The following is a 22449-nucleotide window of genomic DNA, read 5'->3' as shown; positions in this document are numbered from 1 at the left end:
ATCAAAAAATAGAAAATGAAAAGAAATAAAGGAGTAAGATAAACGAATGGCAAACTTTCTGAAACGAATGATTGAAAACGATAAAAAAGAATTAAAACGATTGAGCGGTATTGCTGACAAGGTCGAAGAGTTTTCTGGCGACATGGAAAAATTATCAGATGGGCAACTGCGCGGCAAGACTGAGGAATTCAGAGGACGCTACCAAGCTGGCGAAACGCTGGATGATTTATTGCCAGAAGCGTTTGCAGTAGTACGTGAAGCGGCAAAACGTGTCTTAGGACTATATCCTTATCATGTGCAATTAATGGGGGGGATCGTATTACACGATGGTAATATCCCTGAAATGAAAACCGGGGAAGGAAAAACGTTAACAGCGACGATGCCGGTTTATTTAAATGCTTTAACAGGCGAAGGCGTCCACGTAGTCACAGTAAATGAGTATTTAGCTACACGTGACTCGACTGAGATGGGTGAATTATACAATTTCTTGGGTTTGAGTGTCGGATTGAATATTAATTCGAAAACGGCTGATGAAAAACGTGAAGCCTACAACTGTGATATCACTTATAGCACGAATAATGAACTCGGCTTCGACTATTTGCGGGACAACATGGTAGTTTATCAAAGTCAAATGGTTCAACGTCCATTGAACTACGCTATCGTCGATGAAGTAGACTCAATTTTGATTGATGAAGCGAGAACACCATTAATTATTTCTGGTGCTGCCGAAAAATCAACGGCGCTTTATACACGAACAGATAACTTTGTAAAACGTTTGAAAGAGGACGAAGATTTCAAAATCGATATCCAATCAAAAACAATCGGATTAACAGAACAAGGGATCGAAAAAGCAGAGGAAAACTTTGGTTTAGAAAACCTATATGATTTGGACAATACTGCTTTGACGCACCATTTGGATCAAGCGTTGCGTGCAAACTTTATCATGATCCGTGACATTGATTATGTAGTGCAAGAAGGAAAGGTCCTGATCGTTGACCAATTTACTGGTCGTATCATGGATGGTCGGCGATATTCTGACGGATTGCATCAAGCGATCGAGGCAAAGGAATCTGTTGAAATTGAAGACGAAACTAAAACAATGGCAACAATTACTTTCCAGAACTATTTCCGGATGTATAAAAAATTAGCCGGAATGACAGGTACTGCTAAAACGGAAGAAGAAGAATTCCGTGAAATTTATAATATTGAAGTCATTCAAATACCAACGAATCGTCCCATTGTCCGGGAAGACCATGCAGATTTGTTATACCCGACATTGGAGAGCAAATTCCATGCGGTGGTGCAAGATATCAAAGAGCGTCATCGTAAAGGACAACCGATCCTAGTCGGTACAGTTGCTGTTGAAACATCTGAATTACTTTCTAATATGTTGGATCGCGAAAAAGTTCCACATGAAGTTTTAAATGCGAAAAATCACTTCAAAGAAGCGGAAATCATTATGAATGCCGGACAAAAAGGTTCGGTAACAATCGCTACTAATATGGCGGGTCGAGGAACTGACATCAAATTAGGTCTGGGAGTTGTTGAGTTAGGCGGCCTTGCGGTAATTGGTACGGAACGCCATGAATCACGCCGTATTGATAATCAGCTGCGTGGACGTTCAGGTCGTCAAGGGGATCCAGGTGTTTCACAATTTTATCTTTCATTGGAAGATGATTTAATGAAACGATTTGGTTCTGAGCGAATCAAGGCTTTCTTAGATCGCATGAAGGTTGAAGATGAAGATGCGGTGATTCAAAGTAAAATGCTGACTCGCCAAGTGGAATCTGCTCAAAAACGAGTAGAGGGTAATAACTACGATACTCGTAAGAACGTTTTGCAATATGATGATGTGATGCGGGAACAGCGTGAAGTTATTTACAAGCAGCGTCAAGATGTGATCATGGGCGAAAAAGATTTAACACCAAACTTGTTGAACATGGTACGTCGGACGATTTCACGTGTTGTAGACAGTCATACTCAATTGGAGAAGGAAAATTGGAATCTTGAAGCTCTAGCAGATTTTGCTGGTGCGACATTGGTTCATGAGGATTCTGTTTCAAAAACAGATTTTGAAGGCAAGACGCCAGACGAAATGAAAGACTATCTATACGATCATGCAAAAGCGGTTTTTGATACAAAAGTGTCACAATTGCAAAGTCCTGAACAGCTATTGGAATTTGAAAAAGTGGTTATCTTGCGTGTCGTTGATACGAAATGGACGGATCATATCGATGCGATGGATCAATTGCGTCAATCTGTTGGACTTCGTGCATATGGACAAAATAATCCACTAGTTGAATATCAAACAGAAGGCTATAAAATGTTTGAGGACATGGTTGGGGCCATCGAGTTTGAAGTAACTCGTCTCTTTATGAAAGCAGAAATCCGTCAAAATGTTCAACGTGAGCAAGTAGCACAAAATCAACAAGAACATCCTGTGGAAGCTGATGGTGATCCAAAGAATTTGACTCATACAAAACAACAACCGGTTCATGTAGAAAAAGTCGGACGAAACGATCCATGTCCATGCGGCAGCGGTAAAAAATACAAAAATTGCCACGGCAAAGGACAATAATTTTTTACGAAAAAAGAACCTCTAGGACGGGACATAGCTGCTATGTCTCGTCTTTTGACAGTTCTGTTAAGGGATAAACGAAGCTGATTTGTTAGAGTAAATGTTTAATCGGAAGATATGCATGCAAAAAAACTGTATACTACTAATTGAGAAAGCTAGATTTAGAATTACTGGTTAAAACGGATGAGTTTTATCCGTAAGAAAGAAGGAATAGATTTGGAAAACGCAGAAATACGCAATTCGTTAGACACAATGCAAGAGCAGGTCTTAAGCTTCAGGGGGTCTCTTTGACCTTGAGCAGTTAGAAGAAGATATTGCTGAAGCAGAAAATCAAATGACAGCAACAGATTTCTGGGATGATTCGGAAAAAGCTCAGGCTTTAATCAACCGTAACAATGCGGCGAAAGAAACATACGATCAGTTTCAAGCAATCGCGAATGAAACGGATGAACTGAATGTTATGTGGGAAATGCAGCAAGAGGAATACGATACAGAGTTGCAAACGGAATTGGAAGAGCGACTAGTAAAGTTGCAAGAAAAAATTGCTGCTTTTGAGTTGTCGTTATTGTTAGACAATCCTTACGATAAAAATAATGCAATTCTAGAGTTGCATCCTGGAGCTGGTGGAACTGAGTCACAGGATTGGGGATCGATGCTACTAAGAATGTACACACGTTGGTCAGAGCAACACGGTTTTTCTGTTGAGACGATTGACTACCAATCAGGTGATGAAGCGGGCATTAAGAGTGTTACTTTAATGATCAAAGGAACCAATGCATATGGCTACTTAAAATCTGAGAAAGGTGTGCATCGGTTAGTGCGAATTTCGCCATTCGATTCAGCTAGTCGACGTCATACGTCTTTTTGTTCTGTGGAAGTTATGCCTGAGTTAGATGAAAATATTGAAGTTGAAGTGAATACTGATGACTTGAAAGTCGATGTTTATCGAGCTAGTGGTGCAGGTGGACAGCATATCAATAAAACTTCTTCAGCTGTTCGTATCACTCATCTGCCAACGGGCACGGTGGTTGCTAGTCAAGCACAGCGGTCACAGTTTCATAATCGGGAAACTGCGATGCAAATGCTGAAAGCAAAACTGTATCAATTAGAGATAGAAAAGAAGGAGCAGGAAGCTGCTGCTCTGCGGGGGGAACAAAAAGAAATTGGCTGGGGCTCACAAATTCGTTCTTATGTTTTTCACCCTTACTCCATGGTTAAGGATCACCGTACAGAATATGAGACGGGGAATGTTCAGGCAGTTATGGATGGCGACTTAGATCCTTTCATTGACGCTTATTTGAAATGGCGCTTAGCACAAGAGGTTTAAGGGTAAAATGAAATCAAATTGTAAAGTAATGAAAGCCAGTTGCAATGTTGGCATGCTATAATAACAAAGAATTTAAGAGGATTTGGAGAGATAAAGCATGATTGAAATGCAGGATGTAACAAAAAAGTATCCTAATAAGACAACTGCTGTACGTGGGATTTCGGTCCGTATCGATCAAGGTGAGTTCGTCTATGTCGTTGGCCCCTCTGGTAGCGGAAAATCTACTTTCATCAAATTAATGTATCGTGAAGAAAAAGCAACTTCTGGAAAAATATTAGACGTTGCTCGCCATGATTTATTAAAAATTAAAAATAAAGAAGTTCCTTACCTACGTCGTGATGTCGGCGTTGTTTTTCAGGACTTCAAATTATTACCTCGTAAGACAGTTTATGAAAATGTTGCTTATGCAATGCAAGTAATTGGCCGTAAGCCGCGAGAAATCAAAAAACGTGTTATGGAAGTTTTGGACCTTGTTGGTCTGAAACATAAAGTCCGCGTGTTTCCAAGTGAGCTGTCTGGTGGAGAGCAACAGCGGGTTTCAATCGCGCGTGCTATCGTGAACACTCCCAAAGTGTTGATCGCTGATGAACCAACAGGGAATTTGGATCCAGATACTTCATGGGAAATCATGAAGCTATTAGAACGCATCAATAACCAAGGAACAACGATTGTGATGGCAACACATAATAAAACGATTGTTGATACCATGCGTCATCGCTTAATCGCAATTGAAAATGGTTTGATCGTTCGGGATGAAGCGGAAGGAGAATACGAGTTTGATGATTAGAAATTTCTTCCGACACTTGTTGGAAAGTATCAAGAGCGTTAAACGTAACGGCTGGATGACTTTAGCATCTGTCAGTGCGGTGACAATTACGTTGACAATGGCAGGAATCTTTCTGGCAGTTATCATGAACGCGACAAAATTAGCACAAGACGTTGAAGGCAATGTTGAAGTAACGGTTTTTGTTGATATCGGTACAAAAGACAAAGAATTAAAAGAGCTCAAATCTGATTTGCAGGATATAAAGCATGTTGATAAAGTGAAGTTTTCTAGTAAAACAGATCAATTGAAAAAATTGCAAAAACAAATGGGTGACGCTTGGGATTTATTCGAAGGTGACAGCAATCCGCTTTACGATGTATATGTGGTTAGTGCGACAGATGCGCAATACATTCGTCCTGTAACGCGTGAAGCAAGTCAGCTTCCGAATGTTTTTCGTGCAAACTATGGCGGCAACTCGGCTGATCGAATCATCCAAATGGCGAAGGTAGTTCGTACTTGGGGTCTGGCAGCAGCAGCATTGTTAGTCTTTGTAGCAATATTCTTGATCTCGAATACTATTCGAATCACGATTATTTCGCGTAAAACAGAAATTCAAATCATGCGTCTTGTAGGTGCTAAGAATGGATATATCCGTTGGCCATTTTTCCTTGAAGGTGGTTGGATTGGCTTGATAGGTTCTATCGTTCCAATCTTAGTTTTAACATATGGCTATTCGCAAGTTTATGGGTTAGCAGCACCGTATCTGCTCCAATCAAATCTAGCACTGTTACGTCCAAGCCAAATCGTTTGGATATTGGATATTACAATGGCAGTTGGCGGGTATCTGATTGGTTCATTAGGTTCAGTGATTTCTATGCGTCGCTTCTTGAAAATTTAAAAAAAGTGAACTTCTCTGTTTTTTCAGAGAAGTTTTTTTGCAAATAAGAAAGAACTTCTTGCTTGCCTTTTCCAATAAAAGACTCTAAGATAGGAATCAAGTTAATAAAACGCTACCGAGCAAGGGAGCCAATTTCGTTAGGTCATTGAAGAAATTGGACTCCCTTTTTGTCGTTTCCCTTTTTATAGCATTGGTATGCGCAATATTACTTCAGATTATTTTAGGAGGATTATTTATTATGGCATGGGTATCGTTGATTGTTGCGGGCCTTTTCGAAATGTTTTGGGCAACAATGATGAAAATGAGTGAAGGGTTCAGCAAATTGAATTATTCGTTATTAACAATAGTGGGTATGATTGCAAGCTTTTATTTTTTGGCTAAATCGCTTCATTCGTTACCGATGAGCTTGGCTTATCCAATTTGGACTGGGATTGGAGCAGTGGGTGCGATTTTGATCGGTGTATTTTTCTTTAAAGATCATTTATCCCCTCTGACCTGTTTTTTTGTACTTCTTTTAGTAGTCGGTATCATTGGAATTAAGATTACTAGCGGACATTGAGCAAGAAGTGCGATAAACTATTTTTAGAAAAAATAGGAGGTACTTATGATTAAATCAACTGATGAGTTAACGTCGCAAGAGTTATTAACGATTTTGCAGGCTCGCACCGCTGTTTTTGTAGTGGAGCAGAAATGTCCGTATCAAGAAGTTGACGAGGAAGATCGTCAAGCGCTGCATGTTTGTCTGGAAGAAGAAGGAGAACTTCGAGCCTATGCACGAATTTTGGAGGATGGAGAGATTATTCATTTTGGACGTGTGCTAGTGGTGAAAAAGTATCGCGGACAGCAATTAGGAAGGAAAATTGTTGCAGCGACGTTAAATGAAATTGACAAACGCTATCCAGATCGAACGATTGTCATTTCAGCACAAGCACATTTAGTGGATTTTTATCGCTCATTCGGATTTGAACAAAATTCTGAGATATATTTAGAAGATGAAATCCCTCACATTGAGATGATTTTGGAAAACGACCAAAATCGTTAATGCACATTGTTTACATTCAGCATTTTCTCGGCTATCCTTTAGGAGAAGGAGTGTGGAGGCATGTCTTTTGTGGCAGGGCACTTAGGTCTATTTTTTTTGATTATCAACACTATTTTATCTTTTATTATTGTTTTTCGAGAACGTAAAGATACAGTCAATACGTGGGCTTGGTTATTGGTTCTAACGTTTATTCCCGTGCTGGGCTTTGTTTTATATGTCTTTTTTGGCAAAGGGATATCTAAGGAACGTATTTTCGATTTGAAGATGCAAACCAAAATCGGGATGAATGTTGAGGTTCAACAGCAACAACGAGCGTTGGTGAGAGGACTATTTCCAAAGCCGACTACGAATCAGGTTGATCCAAGACAGCTAATTTATATGCTGACGATGTTTGAGAGTTCTTTGTATACTACTAATAATGAAGTCACGCTTTATACCGATGGTCGCGAGAAGTTTGATGCGTTACTTGAAGACATTCAACGAGCGAAATATAATATTCATATGGAATATTATATTTATCGAGCAGATGACTTAGGGCTTGAGGTTCGCGAGGCATTGGTGGAGGCTGTTTCACGTGGTGTAAAGGTGCGACTACTTTTAGACGCCTGGGGTTCCACTCAAGTGAACCGTCGTTTTCTTGCGCCCTTGATTGAAGCGGGTGGAGAGGTCGATTTTTTCTTTCCCTTATTTTTACCCTATTTAAACCCACGGATGAACTATCGTAATCATCGGAAAATCGTTGTGATTGATGGTGAAATTGGTTATACTGGCGGGTTCAATGTCGGCGACGAATACCTTGGCTTAGTGGATAAATTTGGTTATTGGCGAGACAATCATCTGCGGATTCATGGACAAGCTGTTTATACCTTACAGAATCGTTTTTTGATGGATTGGAATTCGCAGCAAAAGCATGAGCTGGTTTATCAGCCAGACTATTTTCCAGAGATCGAATCAGAAGGGAAATTAGCTTTGCAGATTGTCAGCAGTGGGCCAGATAGTGAACACGAGCAGATTAAATTGACTTATTTAAAAATGATAAATTTGGCTAAAAAAGAAATATTGATTCAGACGCCGTATTATATTCCGGATGCACCGATTCATGAGGCGTTGAAGTTGGCATTGCTATCGGGAGTAAAAGTTCGAATGCAGATACCAAATAAACCTGATCATATCTTGGTTTACTGGGCGACGTATTCATTTGCGGCAGAATTACTGGAATATGGTGCAATTATCGAGACCTATGAAAATGGGTTTATTCATGCGAAAACAATGGTGATTGATGGAGGGATTGCTTCAGTAGGTTCAGCTAATATTGATGTACGCTCCTTTAAATTGGACTTTGAAGTAAATACCATCGTTTATGATGCTGAATTTGCAGAAGAGCTGCGAGAAGAATTTCACAAAGACTCATTGAAATCGGAGCTTTTAACGCAGGAAAAGTATGAACAACGTGGTATGCTAATCAAATTTAAAGAAGGTATTGCTCGTTTAATCTCCCCGCTCCTGTAAAAATCATTTGCGCTTTCATGGTTTGATAGTATAAAATGAACTAGCTTGTTTAGTGAGTGAAACAGATGAGTATTGAACGAGGATGCCAGCTTAGCTAATTAGCATGTTGATTGAAAGAATATAAAGAGAGTAAGTATAGAAAATGCTAGTTGGATGGCTTCCAGTATGAAAATAAGAGTCATTTTTCTTTTTTGAAGAATGATTGCTTATAAAATGAGTAAGGAGATTTTTCATGAAGAAATGGTTAATTCCCCTATTGGGTACGCTTCTACTTTTATCTGGTTGTTCGAAATGGATTGATCGTGGTGAATCGATCACTGCTGTTGGTTCTTCTGCTTTGCAGCCGTTAGTCGAAACAGTCGCTGAAGAGTATCAAAGCAAAAATCCAGGCAGATTTATCAATGTCCAAGGCGGGGGTAGCGGTACAGGCCTGAGCCAGGTACAATCAGGGGCAGTCGATATCGGCAATTCAGATTTATTTGCTGAGGAAAAAAACGGGATTGATGCAAAAAAATTAGTTGATCATAAAGTTGCTGTTGTTGGAATCACTCCGATCGTGAATAAAGGCGTTGGAGTTACAAATATTTCGCTTGAGAATTTGCAAAAAATATTTTTAGGCGAAATCAAAAACTGGAAAGAAGTCGGTGGAAAAGATCAAGATATTGTAATCTTGAATCGGGCGACCGGCAGTGGTACACGCTCGACATTTGAGCAGTGGGTCTTAGACGGCAAGACGGCGGTTCGGGCACAAGAGCAGGATTCTAGTGGAATGGTTCGTCAAATTGTTGCGGATACGCCTGGAGCAATCAGTTATACGGCTTTTTCTTATGTAACAAAAGATGTTCAAACACTGAACATCGACAATGTCGAGCCCACAGATGAGAATGTAACAATCAATCGTTGGAAAATTTGGGCATACGAACATATGTATACTAAAGGACAGCCAACGGAACTAGTCAAAGACTTTCTTGATTACATGCTTTCAAAAGAGGTCCAAGGGAAAGTCGTTCCCCAACTGGGCTATATCCCGATATCTGATATGAAGGTTGAACGTGATTGGCAGGGAAATGAAATTAAATAAAATTTTTTAGGGCACGGAATTAATCTGTGCCCTTTTTGCTAATTTAATTAGTAGATGAGTAGATGAGATAAAAAGTGCGTCATAGATGATGGCTAACTATCGACAAGGAGGAAGAAAGCGATGTATTATCCGATTCAATTGCCCTTTATTTTGAATGATACTTTTACTAGATTAGTCACTTACCGTGAGAAAATCATTCCTGAGTGTAGTGATTTTGTATTGTGTTTTTGGGAGATGTTTCCAAAAACAAGCGAGCAGGCTCGTGTGAAAAATATAATTATTGCGGATGGCTGTATCGATCTGATTGTGGATTTTGATCAAAGGCAGCTTTTTTTCACAGGAAATCAGCAGACAGATTTTGATTATGAGATTGAAGTACCAGCGCGCTTTTTTGGTGCACGGATGATGCCGGGAGCGTTCCATCAATTAACTGGATTGCCAGCTGAAGAGGCAATGGGGAATTTCATTTTACTGCAAGAAGTTTTTGCTGATTTTAATTTGGAAGAGTTTTTTTCTATGTCGTTTGAAACCGCGCAAGAAGCTTTTCAAACATACTTATTAGAAAAATTTTCAGGACAACAGCCCAATGATTTTACTCAGCTTTTTCCGCCATTGTTTGAGTCAATTCCACCGACGAGCAAAGAATTATACGAACAACTTTATTTTAGTCCGCGTCAATGCCAGCGGCTGTTCAAAAAACATTTTGGGTTGACGCCCAAGATGGTTTTGAGTATTTTACGATTTCAAAAATGTTTGCAAATTTTAACTTCAGAGCAGGCAGAACCGGCGGATATTCTTGCTGTTACGAACTACTATGATCAACCGCACTTTAATAAGGATTTCAAACAGCATTTAGGAATTACTCCTTTAGAGTTAGTTGCTCGGTATAGAAAATGACGTATTTTTACAATAAGCTTAGCCTTGAACTTGCTAGAATAAGGATATAAATAAGGAGGCGGTAAAAATGTACAAAAACATAACAACAAATTTGATGGTGGCTAGTGTAGATGCTTCAGTAAAGTTTTATCAAGAGATTTTGGGACTAGAGGTAGTGGCTTCTGTTCCAGCGAAGGATCAGACGTTACAATTTGCAATACTTGCTAAAGAAGCAATCACTTTGATGCTGCAAGAGAAAAACAATTTGAGTGAAGAGTATCCGATCTTAGCGACAGAAAAAATTCAACCATCGATTACACTATATATCACAGTTGAGGACTTTGAGACTTTTTATGCAAATACAGAAAAAAACTATTCGATTTATACGGAACCTCATGCGACGTTTTATGGGGCGAAAGAGTTTGCCATCACAGATCCAGATGGATATGTCTTGACTTTTACTGAATACAAGGAAGGCTGATCGACGATGGAAAACAATTTAAAGGTGATACCGGGTATTGGGAAGAATATGGAGCAGCATTTAATTAAGGCAGGGTATCCAACTATTGCTTCGCTAAAAAAGCAAGATCCGGAGGAAATCTATTTGAAGGATTGTGTAATGCAAGGAGAAAAAGTTGATCGATGTGCATTGTATGTCTATCGTTTAGCCGTACATTACGCCAATCACGATGGCGACCTGCCAGTAAATAAGCAGAACTGGTGGGATTGGCAGGATTAAACTTTCAAATAGCGGTACAGAGGCTTTCAGCTTTCTGATGAAGCTGCTTCTATCCAGCTGATCAATCACAAAAAGGGGCCCTGACATCAATTTGTCAGAGCCTTTTTTTAAATTGGTTGAGGACTAATATCATCCGCTAACCGTATTTGCTTTTGCAAGACATCTTTTTGCAAGATTCGACACATTTTTTCTGCTTCTTCAAAACAGGGACTATGAGCCGAATCCTCGAAGGTATAAAAGCCAACTAACGGGGCTTTGATGGTCTGAGAAAATTCTTTTGCAAGTGTGTAGGATACTTGATAATTATATTTGCCATGCAATATATAGACGGGGACAGCAAGTTCAGGAATTTCCTTTGTGAGATCAATCGCCATAATGGTATTCCAAAGACAGTTCAAAGCGAAGGAATTACCTTGCATAAATTTAATCTTTTCTTTCAATGTGTAACCTTTAAAACGCAGCAACATCCCGCCGATATCCAGCATTGACTGACAATGATGCATAACACCGATACCAAGTTTCATCATTCCGGCACTTCGTACAGAGAGATACGCATTAGTTACCTCAGCACCTTGATCAATGGGGAATTTCTCCAGTTTTTTAATCATCTTCCTATTTTCATTTTTCCGAAATTCATTCAACATGTAGCTATATGCTAAACGCTCTGATTCTAATTGGTTGCTCAGCTGACCTACACCGATATAAGCGTGAAAGAGCTCTGGATTTCTTTGGACCGTTAACATTCCAAGTAGCGTACCCCATGAATGTCCAATTACATAAATTTTATTTTTTGCGAAGCGTTTTTGTAAATAACTTGTTACCACGAGGGTATCAGAAATCATTTGGTCAATGGTCATTTTTTCTTTTGGAATATGCCTTTGATATGAGATTCCACTGCCTCGCTGTTCCCACCAACAAACCGTGAATAGTTCCTCTAGCCCTGTTGGATTTTCTTGCGTGAAGGCAAATTCTGGTGATCCTGGGCCGCCGTGCAGAAATAGTAATACCGGATTTTCTGTATCCATACTTTGTAAAAACATTCCCTGCTGCACGCCGTTTACTTCCACGAAGATTTTTTCATCCAATTCTTTTTTCACATTCCTACTCCTTTTTTTGTTTAATGAAGTTAATTTTCTTACAAAAATAAATCTGATTTTCCAGCCTTATAGGATTCCGTTAGCAGCGTTCGATACTGCATTCTTTTTGCTGGTTTTTCCTATTCACAATTGAAGCTGAAAAAGCAGAGTGGTCATCCTTATATAAATAGTATGAATGTATTGGTAGTACTTCACAATGCAACTTAAGACCTAAATAAATGATTTAAGGTATAAAAAACTCTCTCAGGCAGTTCTGTTGCGGTCAAGCTCTGATCTGGTTTACACTTTCTTTACAATTGTCATGGAAGCGTTACAGGAGATTAAAAGGAAATTGATTTTCAACGAGTAGAATGACTTTGTTGGTTTGCAAAAAACCGAGTGGATTAGTTTGAAGGATCAGGAGGAGTAGGCTTTGGAAAATGAAGATGTAAAAAAAGCGCTAACGACGAAATCAAAGCGTGCGAAAATCGAACAACGGGGACGATTTGTTAGCTTTGTTTGTATCGCGTTGATTGTGCTTGTTGTAGGAGCGATTTTCTATTTTGTAGCGAGTAAAGGGCTATCAACCTTTTTTGTAGATAAGATTAATGTATTCGACTTCTTGTTTGGGACTGTCTGGAATCCTAGTGCAACGGGACCAGATGGAAAGCCATTAGTTGGAGCGTTGCCTATGATTTTAGGCTCATTCATGGTGACTTTTTTATCGGCAATCGTAGCGACCCCGTTTGCGATCGGTGCTGCTGTCTTTATGACAGAAATTTCACCAAATAAAGGACAAAAATTTTTACAGCCTGTCATTGAGTTATTGGTGGGAATACCTTCCGTAGTTTATGGATTTATTGGTTTAACGGTGATCGTACCGTTTATCCGGTCGATTTTTGGTGGAACTGGCTTTGGTATTTTATCAGGAACTTTCGTTTTATTTGTAATGATTTTACCGACCGTGACTACAATGACGGTAGATACGTTGAAATCAGTGCCGCGTCATTACCGTGAAGCTTCATTGGCTTTAGGAGGCACGCGTTGGCAAACGATTTATAAAGTTGTTTTACGAGCAGCGGTGCCAGGAATTTTAACAGCAGTTGTTTTTGGCATGGCGCGTGCGTTTGGTGAAGCTTTAGCAATCCAAATGGTGATTGGGAATGCGGCGTTAATGCCGACAAGTTTAACGACGCCAGCTTCAACTTTGACTTCGATTTTGACTATGGGTATCGGAAATACCATCATGGGCACAGTAGAGAATAATGTATTGTGGTCATTGGCGTTGATCCTGTTGTTCATGTCTTTAGTTTTCAATATTTTGATTCGTTATATCGGAAAGAAAGGGGAGATAACAAATGGATAAAGCAAAACGCGCAGATAAAATTGCGACAGGTGTCCTTTACGTTGTCTCAGCTTTGATTGTTGCAATCTTGGCTTTTCTTCTGCTTTACATTTTAATCCGTGGTTTGCCGCATGTGTCTTGGGAATTTTTGACCTCGCCTTCGAAGGCCTATCAAAAAGGTGGCGGGATCGGAATTCAACTATTCAATTCTATTTACCTGCTGTTGATTACTATGATCATCAGTCTGCCGATTTCTCTCGGAGCAGGAATCTATTTATCTGAATATGCAAAGAAAAATTGGGTGACGAACGTTATTCGAACATCCATCGAAATCCTAAGCTCATTACCTTCAGTTGTTGTGGGGCTATTTGGTTTCTTGATTTTTGTTATTCAATTTGGTTATGGCTTTTCGATTCTTTCTGGGGCATTGGCACTGACTCTTTTCAATCTGCCGCTATTGACAAGAAATATCGAAGAATCCTTAAGAGCGATTCATTACACCCAGCGTGAAGCAGGATTAGCATTAGGGCTGTCACGATGGGAAACAGTGACAAAAATCGTTGTCCCCGATGCTTTGCCTGGAATTTTAACCGGTGTAATTTTAAGTTCAGGACGTATTTTTGGTGAAGCGGCTGCGTTGATTTATACGGCAGGTCAAAGCGCGCCAGCGTTAGATTTTACCAACCTTAATCCATTAAGCGTTTCAAGTCCGTTAAGTATTTTCCGACAAGCCGAGACTCTAGCTGTACACATTTGGAAAATCAATACAGAAGGAACGATGCCAGATGGAACCTCAGTATCTGCGGGAGCTTCTGCAGTGTTGATTTTAGCTGTTTTGTTGTTCAACTTCGGAGCGCGGGCAATTGGGAAACGATTGCACAGAAAAATGACTTCGGCCTAGAACGTTTAGCTCATTCTTTAATGAGGTAGTAAATTTAAAAATTGCTGTAACGCAGAAAACATACTTGAAGAAACACACGGTGTGAGATTTTGAGAATTTCACAGAAGAAAATTTTCAACAAATAGTATGAACTATAGGAGAAATTCGATGAAAGAATATAATTGGGAGGAACGCAATATTATCAGTATGCCTGGTGAAGTTGCGTTACATACGGAGGATCTGCATGTCTACTATGGTGATAATGAAGCCATCAAGGGTGTCGATCTTGAATTTGAAAAAAATAAAATCACAGCTTTGATCGGCCCTTCAGGCTGCGGAAAGTCGACCTATCTACGTTCGCTAAATCGAATGAACGATGGCATCGCCAGTGCTAGTGTAACGGGTAAGATTATTTATAAGGATGTCGATGTCAATGCATCGAACATCGACGTTTACGAAATGCGTAAACGGATTGGTATGGTATTTCAACGACCGAATCCTTTCAGCAAATCTATTCGTGATAATATTACCTTTGCATTGAAGCAGCACGGAATGCGAGACAAGCATCAGTTAGAAGAAATCGTAGAGACTAGCTTGAAACAGGCAGCGCTTTGGGATCAAGTCAAAGATAGTCTAGATAAAAGTGCCTTGGCTCTTTCTGGCGGACAGCAGCAGCGTTTATGTATTGCACGTGCGATTGCAATGAAACCAGATATTTTACTATTGGATGAACCAGCTAGTGCGTTGGACCCCATCTCAACAGGTACGGTAGAGGAAACCTTGGTTCAGTTGAAAGAAAATTATACGATTATCATTGTCACTCATAACATGCAGCAAGCTGCACGTATCAGCGATTATACTGCATTTTTCTATTTAGGACATGTGATCGAGTATGATGATACCGCAAAAATCTTCACACGGCCGAAGATCCAAGCCACTGAAGATTACGTATCGGGACATTTTGGTTAAAAGAAGGATGCCAATTTTCAGTACTCAACATATCTATGAAAAAGGAGAAAATTGAATGTCGAAGATTATTACTTCCAAGGACCTTCATCTATATTATGGCAAAAAAGAAGCCTTAAAAGGCATCGACATGGAAATCGAAAAGGGAGAAATCACTGCAATGATCGGACCATCCGGTTGCGGAAAATCGACCTATTTACGTTCATTGAATCGAATGAACGATTTGATTCCCGGCGTTACGATTACCGGCAGTGTCATGTATAAGGGAAAAGATATTTATAGCCCTAAAACTGACACGGTAGAACTGCGAAAAGAAATCGGAATGGTCTTTCAACAACCCAATCCTTTTCCTTTTTCGATTTACGAAAATGTCATTTATGGGTTAAAATTGAAGGGTGAAAAGGATAAAAACAAACTTGATCAAGTCGTCGAAGAGAGTTTGAAAGCTGCTTCGGTCTGGAATGACGTGAAAGATAAATTGCATGAAAGTGCACTGTCACTGTCTGGTGGGCAACAACAACGAGTTTGTATTGCACGTGTTTTAGCAGTGAATCCAGAAGTTATTCTTATGGATGAACCAACAAGTGCTTTAGACCCTGTATCAACAGGTAAAATCGAAAATATGCTGTTGGAGTTGAAGGAGAATTATACGATTATCATTGTGACCCATAACATGTCACAAGCATCACGAATTTCCGATCGCACAGCCTTCTTCCTGCAAGGTGAGCTGATTGAGTTCGATAAAACGAAGAAAATTTTCCTCGACCCAGCAAAACAAGAGACCGAAGATTACATCTCAGGAAAATTTGGTTAGTGAACAAGAAAAAAAGAGTCTTGGAACAGTATAGAAATAGAATTAAGTTTCTTTAGGAAAATAATTCTTTAACATGAAAAAGGAGGGCAACGATGTTACGTACACAATTTGAAGAAGATCTGTTGAATCTTCACAATCAGTTTTATGAAATGGGGATGATGGTCTCAAGTGCCGTGCACAAATCGGTTCGTTCATATATTGACCATGACAAAAAATTAGCGCAAGAGGTGATTGATCATGATGTCGAGATCAATGACATGGAAGTCCGATTAGAGAAAAAGAGCTTTGAAATGATTGCTTTGCAGCAGCCGGTTACTACTGATTTGCGTACGATCATTACAATCATGAAAGCCAGCTCGGACTTGGAACGAATGGGAGACCATGCTGTTTCAGTGGCAAAGTCAACAATTCGTCTAAAAGGACTGCCCCGAATTTTGGAGGTTGAAAAAGAAATCAATGAGATGTCCAACTACGTGAAAAAGATGGTGGACAATGTTTTGATTGCTTATGTTAAAACAGACGAAAAAGATGCTCGAATGATTGCGAAAATGGATGAGCGGGTAAACGATTATTTCCAAAAAATCTATGATATGACGACTAACACAATGGAGAAAGAGTCCGATACAATTATCAGCGGAACAGATTACTTGCATGTTGCTGGTTATTTGGAGCGTGTCGGAGATTATGTAACCAATATATGTGAATGGATCGTTTACTTAGCAACAGGGAAAATCACTGAGCTTAACAGTAATCGTAATGAAACTTTTTAAGACAAGCGGCCAGCTGGAATTTTCTAGCTGGTTTTTTCTACATTTAAATAGGAAGAAACTCTTCTCTTCAGGAAGTCGGATGAAAAGATGGGTCTTTAGTCCTATGACAAACGGATAAAAACATTGCATAATATGAATGTAAACAAAAGTAATGTATTTGCTTTTTGAAGGAGGCAATTTCTATGAATGAAAGACAAAGAATTTTGGAATTAGTAAAAAAAGGTATTTTATCGACTGAAGAAGGGTTAGATTTACTCGAAAGCATGGCCAAGGCAAAGGATGAAGCGCAGATCAAACAGGCTGCAGATAAAGTGGATTCTTATCACCGCGACCAAGCAACCAATTTAGTTGATGAATGGGAAACTGGAAAAAAAGCCAAAGGTTCTGAAGAACAGGACTTGGAAGACCTTGAAGCTTATTTTGATGACTTAGCAACAGAAGTGAATCAAATTTCCGCTCACATTGATGAGATTAACCAAAAGAAAAATGAGTTAAAAGCAGCACTTCATGAAAAAGAAGAAGTTTTGATGGAGTTAGATACAAAAGAGGAATTAGAGACTTTATCAGAAGCTGACGATGAAATTCGCGAAGCTGTCGAAGCAGCAATCGATGAATTGAAAGAGCAAATCTCAGAGTTAGAAGAGCAAGTTGAAGAGCAAGAAGAAGAATTGAGCAATGTACAAAATGATCAAAAGGACAAGCGTAAAAAACGGGTCTACGCTCATATTGAGATTCCAGATGATTTGAAAGATCAAGCCAGTGAAACTTTCTCGCAGGTTGGTGAAAAATTGGGAGAAGCCGGCGTTCAACTAGGTCGTTTGATGAAGAAGACTTGGAAATCTGTTTCTGATACAGTAGAGGAAAATGTTGACTGGAAAGACTTCAACGTGAAAGTTCCTGGTCTGGTAACCTCTAAATTTGAACATCAGTTTTTATATACAGATGTTGAACCTACCTTGCTTGATATCAAATTAGCTAATGGTAAAGTGACTTTAAAGGCTTGGGATGACGCAGCTATCAAAGTGGATGCGAAAATCAAACTTTATGGTAAAATGAATGAAGCAACTCCTTTACAATCATTGATGGAACGCAGTCAGATCGAAGTGAATGATGAACATATCTCATTCCAAATTCCGAACAAGCGGGTTCAAGCAGAACTTGTTTTCTACTTGCCAAAACGTACTTACGATCATGTAGCAGTGAAACTGCTAAATGGTGATTTGAATGTTGAAGAGATGGATGCTAAAGATGTTTATGCTAAATCAACAAACGGCAATATCACTTTCAAACATATTGATGCAACAATGCTTGAGATCCAAGGCGTTAATGGCAATATCGAAATTCGCGAAGGCGCGATCTTAGATTCAATTATTGAAACGGTTAATGGGAATATTACTACTAAAGCAGCGATTCAAAACTATGGTATCTCATTGGTTAATGGAGACGTGAAATTGACTGCTGGCCATGATACTTTACAAAAAATCAAAGCAAGCTCAGTTAACGGAAACGTTAAAGTTTCTGTAGGGAAAACGATTGGTTTGGAAGGTTTAGCTAAAACAAGCCTAGGAAGCATCAATGATCGTTTGTCAAACTACGAAGTGATCAGAGAGAAAAAGGAAAAAACGAATCGTTTACTACAATTTCGACGAGTAGCTGATGAAATGGCGAAAATCGATGTATCAACTACCACGGGTAGCATTTTCTTGAAAGATTTCGACAATTAGGAAATAATAAGGAAGGAAGATTCATATGCAAAAGAGATTACAAAAGTCACGAAATAATGTGGTACTGACAGGTACCTTAGCTGGGATCGCCGAATACTTCGGGATTGATCCAACAATTGTGCGTGTGATTTATGTTTTCTTAAGTTTCGGCTTAATCGGCGCGCCAGTTGTATTATATGTCTTGTTAGCATTAGTGATTCCTGCGAGCCCGCGAGGCCGGGATTCTTATGGACATAATAACCCATATTATGGCAACAACGACTACAACAACTATGAGAAAAAAGCGTCCCGCCAACGTAAGAAAGCGGATAAAATCGACGATGATGACTGGAGCGACTTTTAATGACTTACCTACAGCGCTTAATAGCTAATGCACTGATTTTTATTTCACTATCAGTGCTCTTTCCCAATCAGGTTTATGTGGAAAGTCTTACGATGGCTATTGCCGCAAGCTTTGTCTTATCAATATTGAATACATTAGTGAAACCAATTTTGATTCTGCTTTCACTGCCGTTAAATATTATGACTTTAGGACTGTTTAGCTTTGTGATTAGCGCTGGTATGCTGCAATTGACTTCCAACTTATTAGGAAATTATCGTTTTGGCTTCTCTAGCTTTGCCATCTCAGTTCTGGTGGCTATTGTCATGGCGATTGTCAATGCGATCGTTTCAGATCATAATATCGACAAATACGCGGATAGGTAATTTTTACCTATCCGTTTTTGTGTGCCAACTTTTCGCAACAACCTGATGACAAAAATCAAATATGGATAGTCATTTATAAAAACCGGTTGGTTAGCTAGATTGTATACATTGTGAGAGTAAAACTAATTCTCTAAAACTGATTAGCTGTGCGATTTTCTTCCTGCTTTAGCAAGCTTGAAGAATATTATGTTTACAAAAGCTTTTTTTGAAAGAGGCTTTTTTGAGGTGTCTATGACTTCCAACATTGTGAGCAGCAATCGTAAGTCTAAATGTAGATGATCTTCATAAAACTAGTTGGTTCTTTTATGCGAGTTCATTAATAATTTATGAAGCCTTTTCTGTTTCTTAGGGGAGAAGCTGTCTGAACCTAGTCACTCCATGGATAAAATGATAAAATAGAGCGGAAGTGTAGAAAAGAGGGATTATATGGCTGAAACAGTAAAAGTAAAAGAACTAGTTGATAAACTTTCATTGGAAGTAGTAACTGGCGATGAAGAGAGCCTAGAGCGGGTCATCACTACCGGCGATATTTCTCGCCCAGGGTTAGAATTGACCGGCTATTTTAACTATTATTCACATGATCGTTTACAGCTTTTTGGAAATAAAGAAATCACCTTTGCAGAGCGTATGATGCCAGAGGAACGATTAATGGTATTACGCCGGATGTGCAGCGATGATACACCAGCCTTTATTGTTTCCCGCGGATTAACTCCGCCAAAAGAAATGATAAAAGCTGCTAGTGAACGTAATATTCCAGTGTTGAGTTCACCTATCTCGACATCTCGTTTGCTGGGTGAGATATCCAGCTTTCTAAATGGCGGTTTAGCGCCTCGTACGAGTGTCCATGGTGTATTAGTCGATGTTTATGGATTAGGTGTATTGATCCAAGGCGATAGTGGGATTGGCAAAAGCGAAACGGCATTGGAATTAGTTAAACGTGGACATCGCTTGATTGCAGACGATCGGGTCGATGTCTACCAGCAAGATGAATTGACTTTAGTCGGTGAACCGCCTAAAATTTTACAGCATTTAATCGAAATTCGCGGAATCGGTATCATTGATGTGATGAATCTATTTGGAGCGAGTGCTGTTAGGGGATCAATGCCTTTGCAACTAGTGGTCTATTTAGAAAATTGGTCGAAGGATAAAAAATATGATCGCTTAGGCAGTGGAAACACTGAAGTGGAAATCGCGGAAGTGAAAATTCCGCAAGTGAAGATTCCAGTGAAGACCGGGCGAAATGTTGCTATTATCATTGAAGTAGCAGCAATGAATTTCCGTGCTCGCACGATGGGTTACGATGCTACGAAGACCTTTGAGAATCGTTTGACCCAATTAATCGAAGAAAATTCTGGACAATAGAATGATCGGACAAATAAATCGCGTAGCTTTTGAATTGTTTGGTCTTCAAATTTATTGGTACGCGATCATTATTGTTTCTGGGATTGCCATTGCTTTGTGGCTTGCGAATCGGGAGGCACTAAGAGTTGGTTTAAAAGAAGATGACATGACAAATTTCATTCTTTGGGCTCTGCCAATCGCGATCATTGGTGCTCGCTTGTATTTCATCTTGTTTGATTTAGAACCCTATCTCGCAGATCCAATCCAAATCTTTAACACGCGTAGCGGAGGATTAGCCATATATGGCGGATTGATAGCTGCGGCGATTGTTTTGGTTATCTATACTAGACACAATTTTATCGATCCATGGCTCTTCTTAGATGTGGTGGCACCGAGTGTTATGCTGGCACAGGCGATGGGGCGATGGGGGAATTTTACAAATCATGAAGCTTATGGCGGGGAAACAACTCGCCAATTTTTAGAGAATTTACAGTTACCACAATTTATTATCGATAATATGTATATTGATGGTGCATTTCGCCAACCGACGTTTCTCTACGAATCAATGTGGAGCTTAGCGGGTTTTATTCTGATTCTGATTATTCGCAAAAAAATTTCTGTTAAGCGTGGTGAATTGTTTTTAGGTTATGTGATCTGGTACAGCTTTGGCCGATTCTTTATTGAAGGAATGCGGACAGACAGTTTGTACCTATTTGGTGGCATTCGTGTGTCTCAAATGTTGTCGTTGATTTTGTTTGTTGGCGGATTGATTTTACTTTACTATCGTCGAAAAAAGCGTATCGATATCAAGCCTTACGAACGTGACAAGGGTGCTAATCAAGCTTTAATTTAAGAACGAGGCAGCAGTTATCTATGCTATGATGATAAAGAAGAATTTTTTTAATAAACGAATTTATGAATAATCAAGCTTATTTATTTTTTAATCCACTAAAAAAGTTTAATATAAACTAGGAGGAAATCTCTGTGAAACAAAAAGTTGCAGTTTTAGGACCGGGTTCTTGGGGAACGGCGTTAGCACAAGTCTTAGCCGAAAATGGACATGAAGTAAGACTATGGGGGAATCACGAGGCACAAATTGATGAAATCAATACGTACCATACAAATCGCCATTACTTACCAGATTTGAAAATTCCCGAAAGCATTAAAGGGGAAAAAAATCTAAAGAATGCGGTAAAAGATGCGGATGCTGTCTTATTTGTTGTTCCAACGAAGGCGATCCGTTCAGTCGCACAGGAATTTGCTCAAGTAGTTGAAAATAAACCAGTTATTATCCATGCCAGCAAAGGCTTAGAGCAAGATACCCACAAACGTATTTCAGAGGTCTTGGCTGAAGAAATTCCGGAAGAACGACGTCAAGGTGTAGTGGTTTTATCTGGACCAAGTCATGCTGAAGAGGTAGCTGTTCATGACATAACAACAATTACTGCTGCTTGCAAGGATGAAGAATTGGCAACATATGTTCAAAAGCTGTTCATGAATGATTACTTACGAATTTATACGAATCCTGATGTAATTGGTGTTGAAACTGGGGCTGCATTAAAGAATATTATCGCTCTAGGAGCAGGTGCGTTACATGGTCTCTCTTACGGAGATGATGCTAAGGCCGCGATCATGACACGTGGATTAGCTGAAATCAGCCGTCTTGGTGTTGCGATGGGAGCGAATCCATTGACCTTCATAGGATTGAGCGGTGTGGGAGACTTGATCGTTACATGTACTTCCGTTCATTCTCGAAATTGGCGTGCAGGAAATCTTTTAGGAAAAGGTCACAAACTGGATGAAGTTCTAGAGAATATGGGGATGATCGTCGAAGGCGTTTCGACGACGAAAGCCGCGAAAGAATTGGCTGATGGCTTGAATGTCAATATGCCGATCACTGAAACGATCTATGAGGTTTTATATAATGGGAAAGACGTACGTCAGGCTTGTCGTGAGTTGATGACGCGTGAAGGTACGTTTGAAAATGAATTTACTATAAAATAAATAGAAAG

At 39.5% G+C, this 22449-nt stretch carries 23 protein-coding genes; 22 read left to right on the top strand and 1 reads right to left on the bottom strand.

Going from position 1 to position 22449, the window contains the following annotated elements:
• The first annotated feature begins 46 nt into the window (after positions 1-46).
• The 11 genes from secA to JZO85_RS15115 all read left to right on the top strand — a co-directional run bounded on the left by secA (position 47) and on the right by JZO85_RS15115 (position 10816).
• Entirely contained in the window at positions 47-2578 is a 2532-nt protein-coding gene (gene secA / locus JZO85_RS15165; RefSeq protein WP_207109365.1) for a preprotein translocase subunit SecA, read from the top strand.
• Positions 2579-2794: 216 nt separating this feature from the next.
• Positions 2795-3905 (top strand): peptide chain release factor 2 gene (prfB, locus tag JZO85_RS15160; protein ID WP_207109364.1). Its coding sequence is split into 2 segments (ribosomal slippage): positions 2795-2866 and positions 2868-3905, totalling 1110 coding nucleotides; the frame shifts between segments, so codons are not numbered across the junction.
• A 97-nt stretch (positions 3906-4002) separates the two neighbouring features.
• On the top strand, positions 4003-4692 hold the full coding sequence (gene ftsE, locus JZO85_RS15155) for a cell division ATP-binding protein FtsE (protein WP_207109363.1): 690 nt from the start codon (positions 4003-4005) through the stop codon (positions 4690-4692).
• A complete protein-coding gene (gene ftsX / locus JZO85_RS15150) occupies positions 4685-5569 on the top strand; it encodes a permease-like cell division protein FtsX (RefSeq protein ID WP_207109448.1) in 885 nt (294 codons plus the stop codon). Before ftsE ends, ftsX begins: the two co-directional genes overlap by 8 nt.
• Before the next feature lie 238 nt (positions 5570-5807).
• Positions 5808-6128 (top strand): DMT family transporter, encoded by a 321-nt coding sequence (locus tag JZO85_RS15145; protein WP_207109362.1) that lies wholly within the window; start codon positions 5808-5810, stop codon positions 6126-6128.
• A gap of 45 nt (positions 6129-6173) precedes the next feature.
• On the top strand, positions 6174-6611 hold the full coding sequence (locus JZO85_RS15140; RefSeq protein WP_207109361.1) for a GNAT family N-acetyltransferase: 438 nt from the start codon (positions 6174-6176) through the stop codon (positions 6609-6611).
• Positions 6612-6671: 60 nt separating this feature from the next.
• Positions 6672-8120 (top strand): cardiolipin synthase, encoded by a 1449-nt coding sequence (cls, locus tag JZO85_RS15135; protein ID WP_207109360.1) that lies wholly within the window; start codon positions 6672-6674, stop codon positions 8118-8120.
• Positions 8121-8352: 232 nt separating this feature from the next.
• Positions 8353-9201, top strand: a complete 849-nt coding sequence (locus JZO85_RS15130) for a phosphate ABC transporter substrate-binding protein PstS (RefSeq protein ID WP_207109359.1) — start codon at positions 8353-8355, stop codon at positions 9199-9201.
• Between the two features lie 120 nt (positions 9202-9321).
• A complete protein-coding gene (locus JZO85_RS15125; protein WP_207109358.1) occupies positions 9322-10098 on the top strand; it encodes an AraC family transcriptional regulator in 777 nt (258 codons plus the stop codon).
• A 67-nt stretch (positions 10099-10165) separates the two neighbouring features.
• Entirely contained in the window at positions 10166-10558 is a 393-nt protein-coding gene (locus tag JZO85_RS15120) for a VOC family protein (RefSeq protein WP_207109357.1), read from the top strand.
• Between the two features lie 6 nt (positions 10559-10564).
• Positions 10565-10816 (top strand): helix-hairpin-helix domain-containing protein, encoded by a 252-nt coding sequence (locus JZO85_RS15115; RefSeq protein WP_207109356.1) that lies wholly within the window; start codon positions 10565-10567, stop codon positions 10814-10816.
• Between the two features lie 107 nt (positions 10817-10923).
• On the opposite strand, the gene JZO85_RS15110 is transcribed toward JZO85_RS15115, so the two are convergent.
• On the bottom strand, positions 10924-11913 hold the full coding sequence (locus tag JZO85_RS15110; protein WP_347401802.1) for an alpha/beta fold hydrolase: 990 nt from the start codon (positions 11911-11913) through the stop codon (positions 10924-10926).
• Positions 11914-12325: 412 nt separating this feature from the next.
• On the opposite strand from JZO85_RS15110, the gene pstC reads away from it, so the two are divergent.
• From pstC to JZO85_RS15055, 11 genes are all read left to right on the top strand, one after another.
• Positions 12326-13258 carry a phosphate ABC transporter permease subunit PstC gene (gene pstC / locus JZO85_RS15105; protein ID WP_207109355.1) on the top strand — a complete coding sequence of 311 codons (933 nt, stop codon included), beginning with the start codon at positions 12326-12328 and terminating at the stop codon, positions 13256-13258.
• Positions 13251-14138: a phosphate ABC transporter permease PstA gene (gene pstA / locus JZO85_RS15100; protein WP_207109354.1), complete on the top strand. Its 888-nt coding sequence runs from the start codon at positions 13251-13253 to the stop codon at positions 14136-14138. Before pstC ends, pstA begins: the two co-directional genes overlap by 8 nt.
• A 147-nt stretch (positions 14139-14285) precedes the next feature.
• The gene (gene pstB, locus JZO85_RS15095) at positions 14286-15086 is read left to right on the top strand and encodes a phosphate ABC transporter ATP-binding protein PstB (RefSeq protein ID WP_207109353.1); all 801 of its coding nucleotides are present in this window, start codon (positions 14286-14288) and stop codon (positions 15084-15086) included.
• A 55-nt stretch (positions 15087-15141) separates the two neighbouring features.
• Positions 15142-15897, top strand: coding sequence for a phosphate ABC transporter ATP-binding protein PstB (gene pstB / locus JZO85_RS15090; RefSeq protein ID WP_207109352.1), 756 nt, complete (start codon positions 15142-15144; stop codon positions 15895-15897).
• A gap of 92 nt (positions 15898-15989) precedes the next feature.
• Positions 15990-16667 carry a phosphate signaling complex protein PhoU gene (gene phoU / locus JZO85_RS15085; protein WP_207109351.1) on the top strand — a complete coding sequence of 226 codons (678 nt, stop codon included), beginning with the start codon at positions 15990-15992 and terminating at the stop codon, positions 16665-16667.
• 182 nt (positions 16668-16849) lie between these two features.
• Positions 16850-18391 (top strand): daptomycin-sensing surface protein LiaX, encoded by a 1542-nt coding sequence (liaX, locus tag JZO85_RS15080; RefSeq protein WP_207109350.1) that lies wholly within the window; start codon positions 16850-16852, stop codon positions 18389-18391.
• Between the two features lie 25 nt (positions 18392-18416).
• Positions 18417-18734 (top strand): PspC domain-containing protein, encoded by a 318-nt coding sequence (locus JZO85_RS15075; RefSeq protein ID WP_207109349.1) that lies wholly within the window; start codon positions 18417-18419, stop codon positions 18732-18734.
• Positions 18734-19096, top strand: coding sequence for a phage holin family protein (locus JZO85_RS15070; protein WP_207109348.1), 363 nt, complete (start codon positions 18734-18736; stop codon positions 19094-19096). Before JZO85_RS15075 ends, JZO85_RS15070 begins: the two co-directional genes overlap by 1 nt.
• A gap of 426 nt (positions 19097-19522) precedes the next feature.
• A complete protein-coding gene (hprK, locus tag JZO85_RS15065) occupies positions 19523-20458 on the top strand; it encodes an HPr(Ser) kinase/phosphatase (RefSeq protein WP_207109347.1) in 936 nt (311 codons plus the stop codon).
• A 1-nt stretch (position 20459) separates the two neighbouring features.
• A complete protein-coding gene (gene lgt, locus JZO85_RS15060) occupies positions 20460-21290 on the top strand; it encodes a prolipoprotein diacylglyceryl transferase (RefSeq protein WP_207109346.1) in 831 nt (276 codons plus the stop codon).
• A 131-nt stretch (positions 21291-21421) separates the two neighbouring features.
• Positions 21422-22441 (top strand): NAD(P)H-dependent glycerol-3-phosphate dehydrogenase, encoded by a 1020-nt coding sequence (locus tag JZO85_RS15055; protein ID WP_207109345.1) that lies wholly within the window; start codon positions 21422-21424, stop codon positions 22439-22441.
• The last annotated feature ends 8 nt before the right edge of the window (positions 22442-22449 follow it).

This window comes from Candidatus Enterococcus murrayae (genome assembly GCF_017315985.1).
GTDB classification, from domain to species: Bacteria; Bacillota; Bacilli; order Lactobacillales; family Enterococcaceae; genus Enterococcus_A; species Enterococcus_A murrayae.
The sequence above is the reverse complement of the archived record's forward strand: the minus strand, read 5'-3'. Positions and strand labels throughout refer to the sequence as shown.

What these genes read in the sequence shown, in the direction of transcription:
- liaX (WP_207109350.1), top strand. Translation starts at nt 16,850, where the DNA reads ATGAATGAAAGACAAAGAATTTTGGAATTAGTAAAAAAAGGTATTTTA.
- cls (WP_207109360.1), top strand. Translation starts at nt 6,672, where the DNA reads ATGTCTTTTGTGGCAGGGCACTTAGGTCTATTTTTTTTGATTATCAAC.
- JZO85_RS15115 (WP_207109356.1), top strand. Translation starts at nt 10,565, where the DNA reads ATGGAAAACAATTTAAAGGTGATACCGGGTATTGGGAAGAATATGGAG.
- pstA (WP_207109354.1), top strand. Translation starts at nt 13,251, where the DNA reads ATGGATAAAGCAAAACGCGCAGATAAAATTGCGACAGGTGTCCTTTAC.
- ftsX (WP_207109448.1), top strand. Translation starts at nt 4,685, where the DNA reads ATGATTAGAAATTTCTTCCGACACTTGTTGGAAAGTATCAAGAGCGTT.
- JZO85_RS15140 (WP_207109361.1), top strand. Translation starts at nt 6,174, where the DNA reads ATGATTAAATCAACTGATGAGTTAACGTCGCAAGAGTTATTAACGATT.
- JZO85_RS15070 (WP_207109348.1), top strand. Translation starts at nt 18,734, where the DNA reads ATGACTTACCTACAGCGCTTAATAGCTAATGCACTGATTTTTATTTCA.
- ftsE (WP_207109363.1), top strand. Translation starts at nt 4,003, where the DNA reads ATGATTGAAATGCAGGATGTAACAAAAAAGTATCCTAATAAGACAACT.
- pstB (WP_207109352.1), top strand. Translation starts at nt 15,142, where the DNA reads ATGTCGAAGATTATTACTTCCAAGGACCTTCATCTATATTATGGCAAA.
- secA (WP_207109365.1), top strand. Translation starts at nt 47, where the DNA reads ATGGCAAACTTTCTGAAACGAATGATTGAAAACGATAAAAAAGAATTA.
- JZO85_RS15125 (WP_207109358.1), top strand. Translation starts at nt 9,322, where the DNA reads ATGTATTATCCGATTCAATTGCCCTTTATTTTGAATGATACTTTTACT.
- phoU (WP_207109351.1), top strand. Translation starts at nt 15,990, where the DNA reads ATGTTACGTACACAATTTGAAGAAGATCTGTTGAATCTTCACAATCAG.
- JZO85_RS15145 (WP_207109362.1), top strand. Translation starts at nt 5,808, where the DNA reads ATGGCATGGGTATCGTTGATTGTTGCGGGCCTTTTCGAAATGTTTTGG.
- hprK (WP_207109347.1), top strand. Translation starts at nt 19,523, where the DNA reads ATGGCTGAAACAGTAAAAGTAAAAGAACTAGTTGATAAACTTTCATTG.
- JZO85_RS15120 (WP_207109357.1), top strand. Translation starts at nt 10,166, where the DNA reads ATGTACAAAAACATAACAACAAATTTGATGGTGGCTAGTGTAGATGCT.
- pstB (WP_207109353.1), top strand. Translation starts at nt 14,286, where the DNA reads ATGAAAGAATATAATTGGGAGGAACGCAATATTATCAGTATGCCTGGT.
- JZO85_RS15130 (WP_207109359.1), top strand. Translation starts at nt 8,353, where the DNA reads ATGAAGAAATGGTTAATTCCCCTATTGGGTACGCTTCTACTTTTATCT.
- JZO85_RS15075 (WP_207109349.1), top strand. Translation starts at nt 18,417, where the DNA reads ATGCAAAAGAGATTACAAAAGTCACGAAATAATGTGGTACTGACAGGT.
- lgt (WP_207109346.1), top strand. Translation starts at nt 20,460, where the DNA reads ATGATCGGACAAATAAATCGCGTAGCTTTTGAATTGTTTGGTCTTCAA.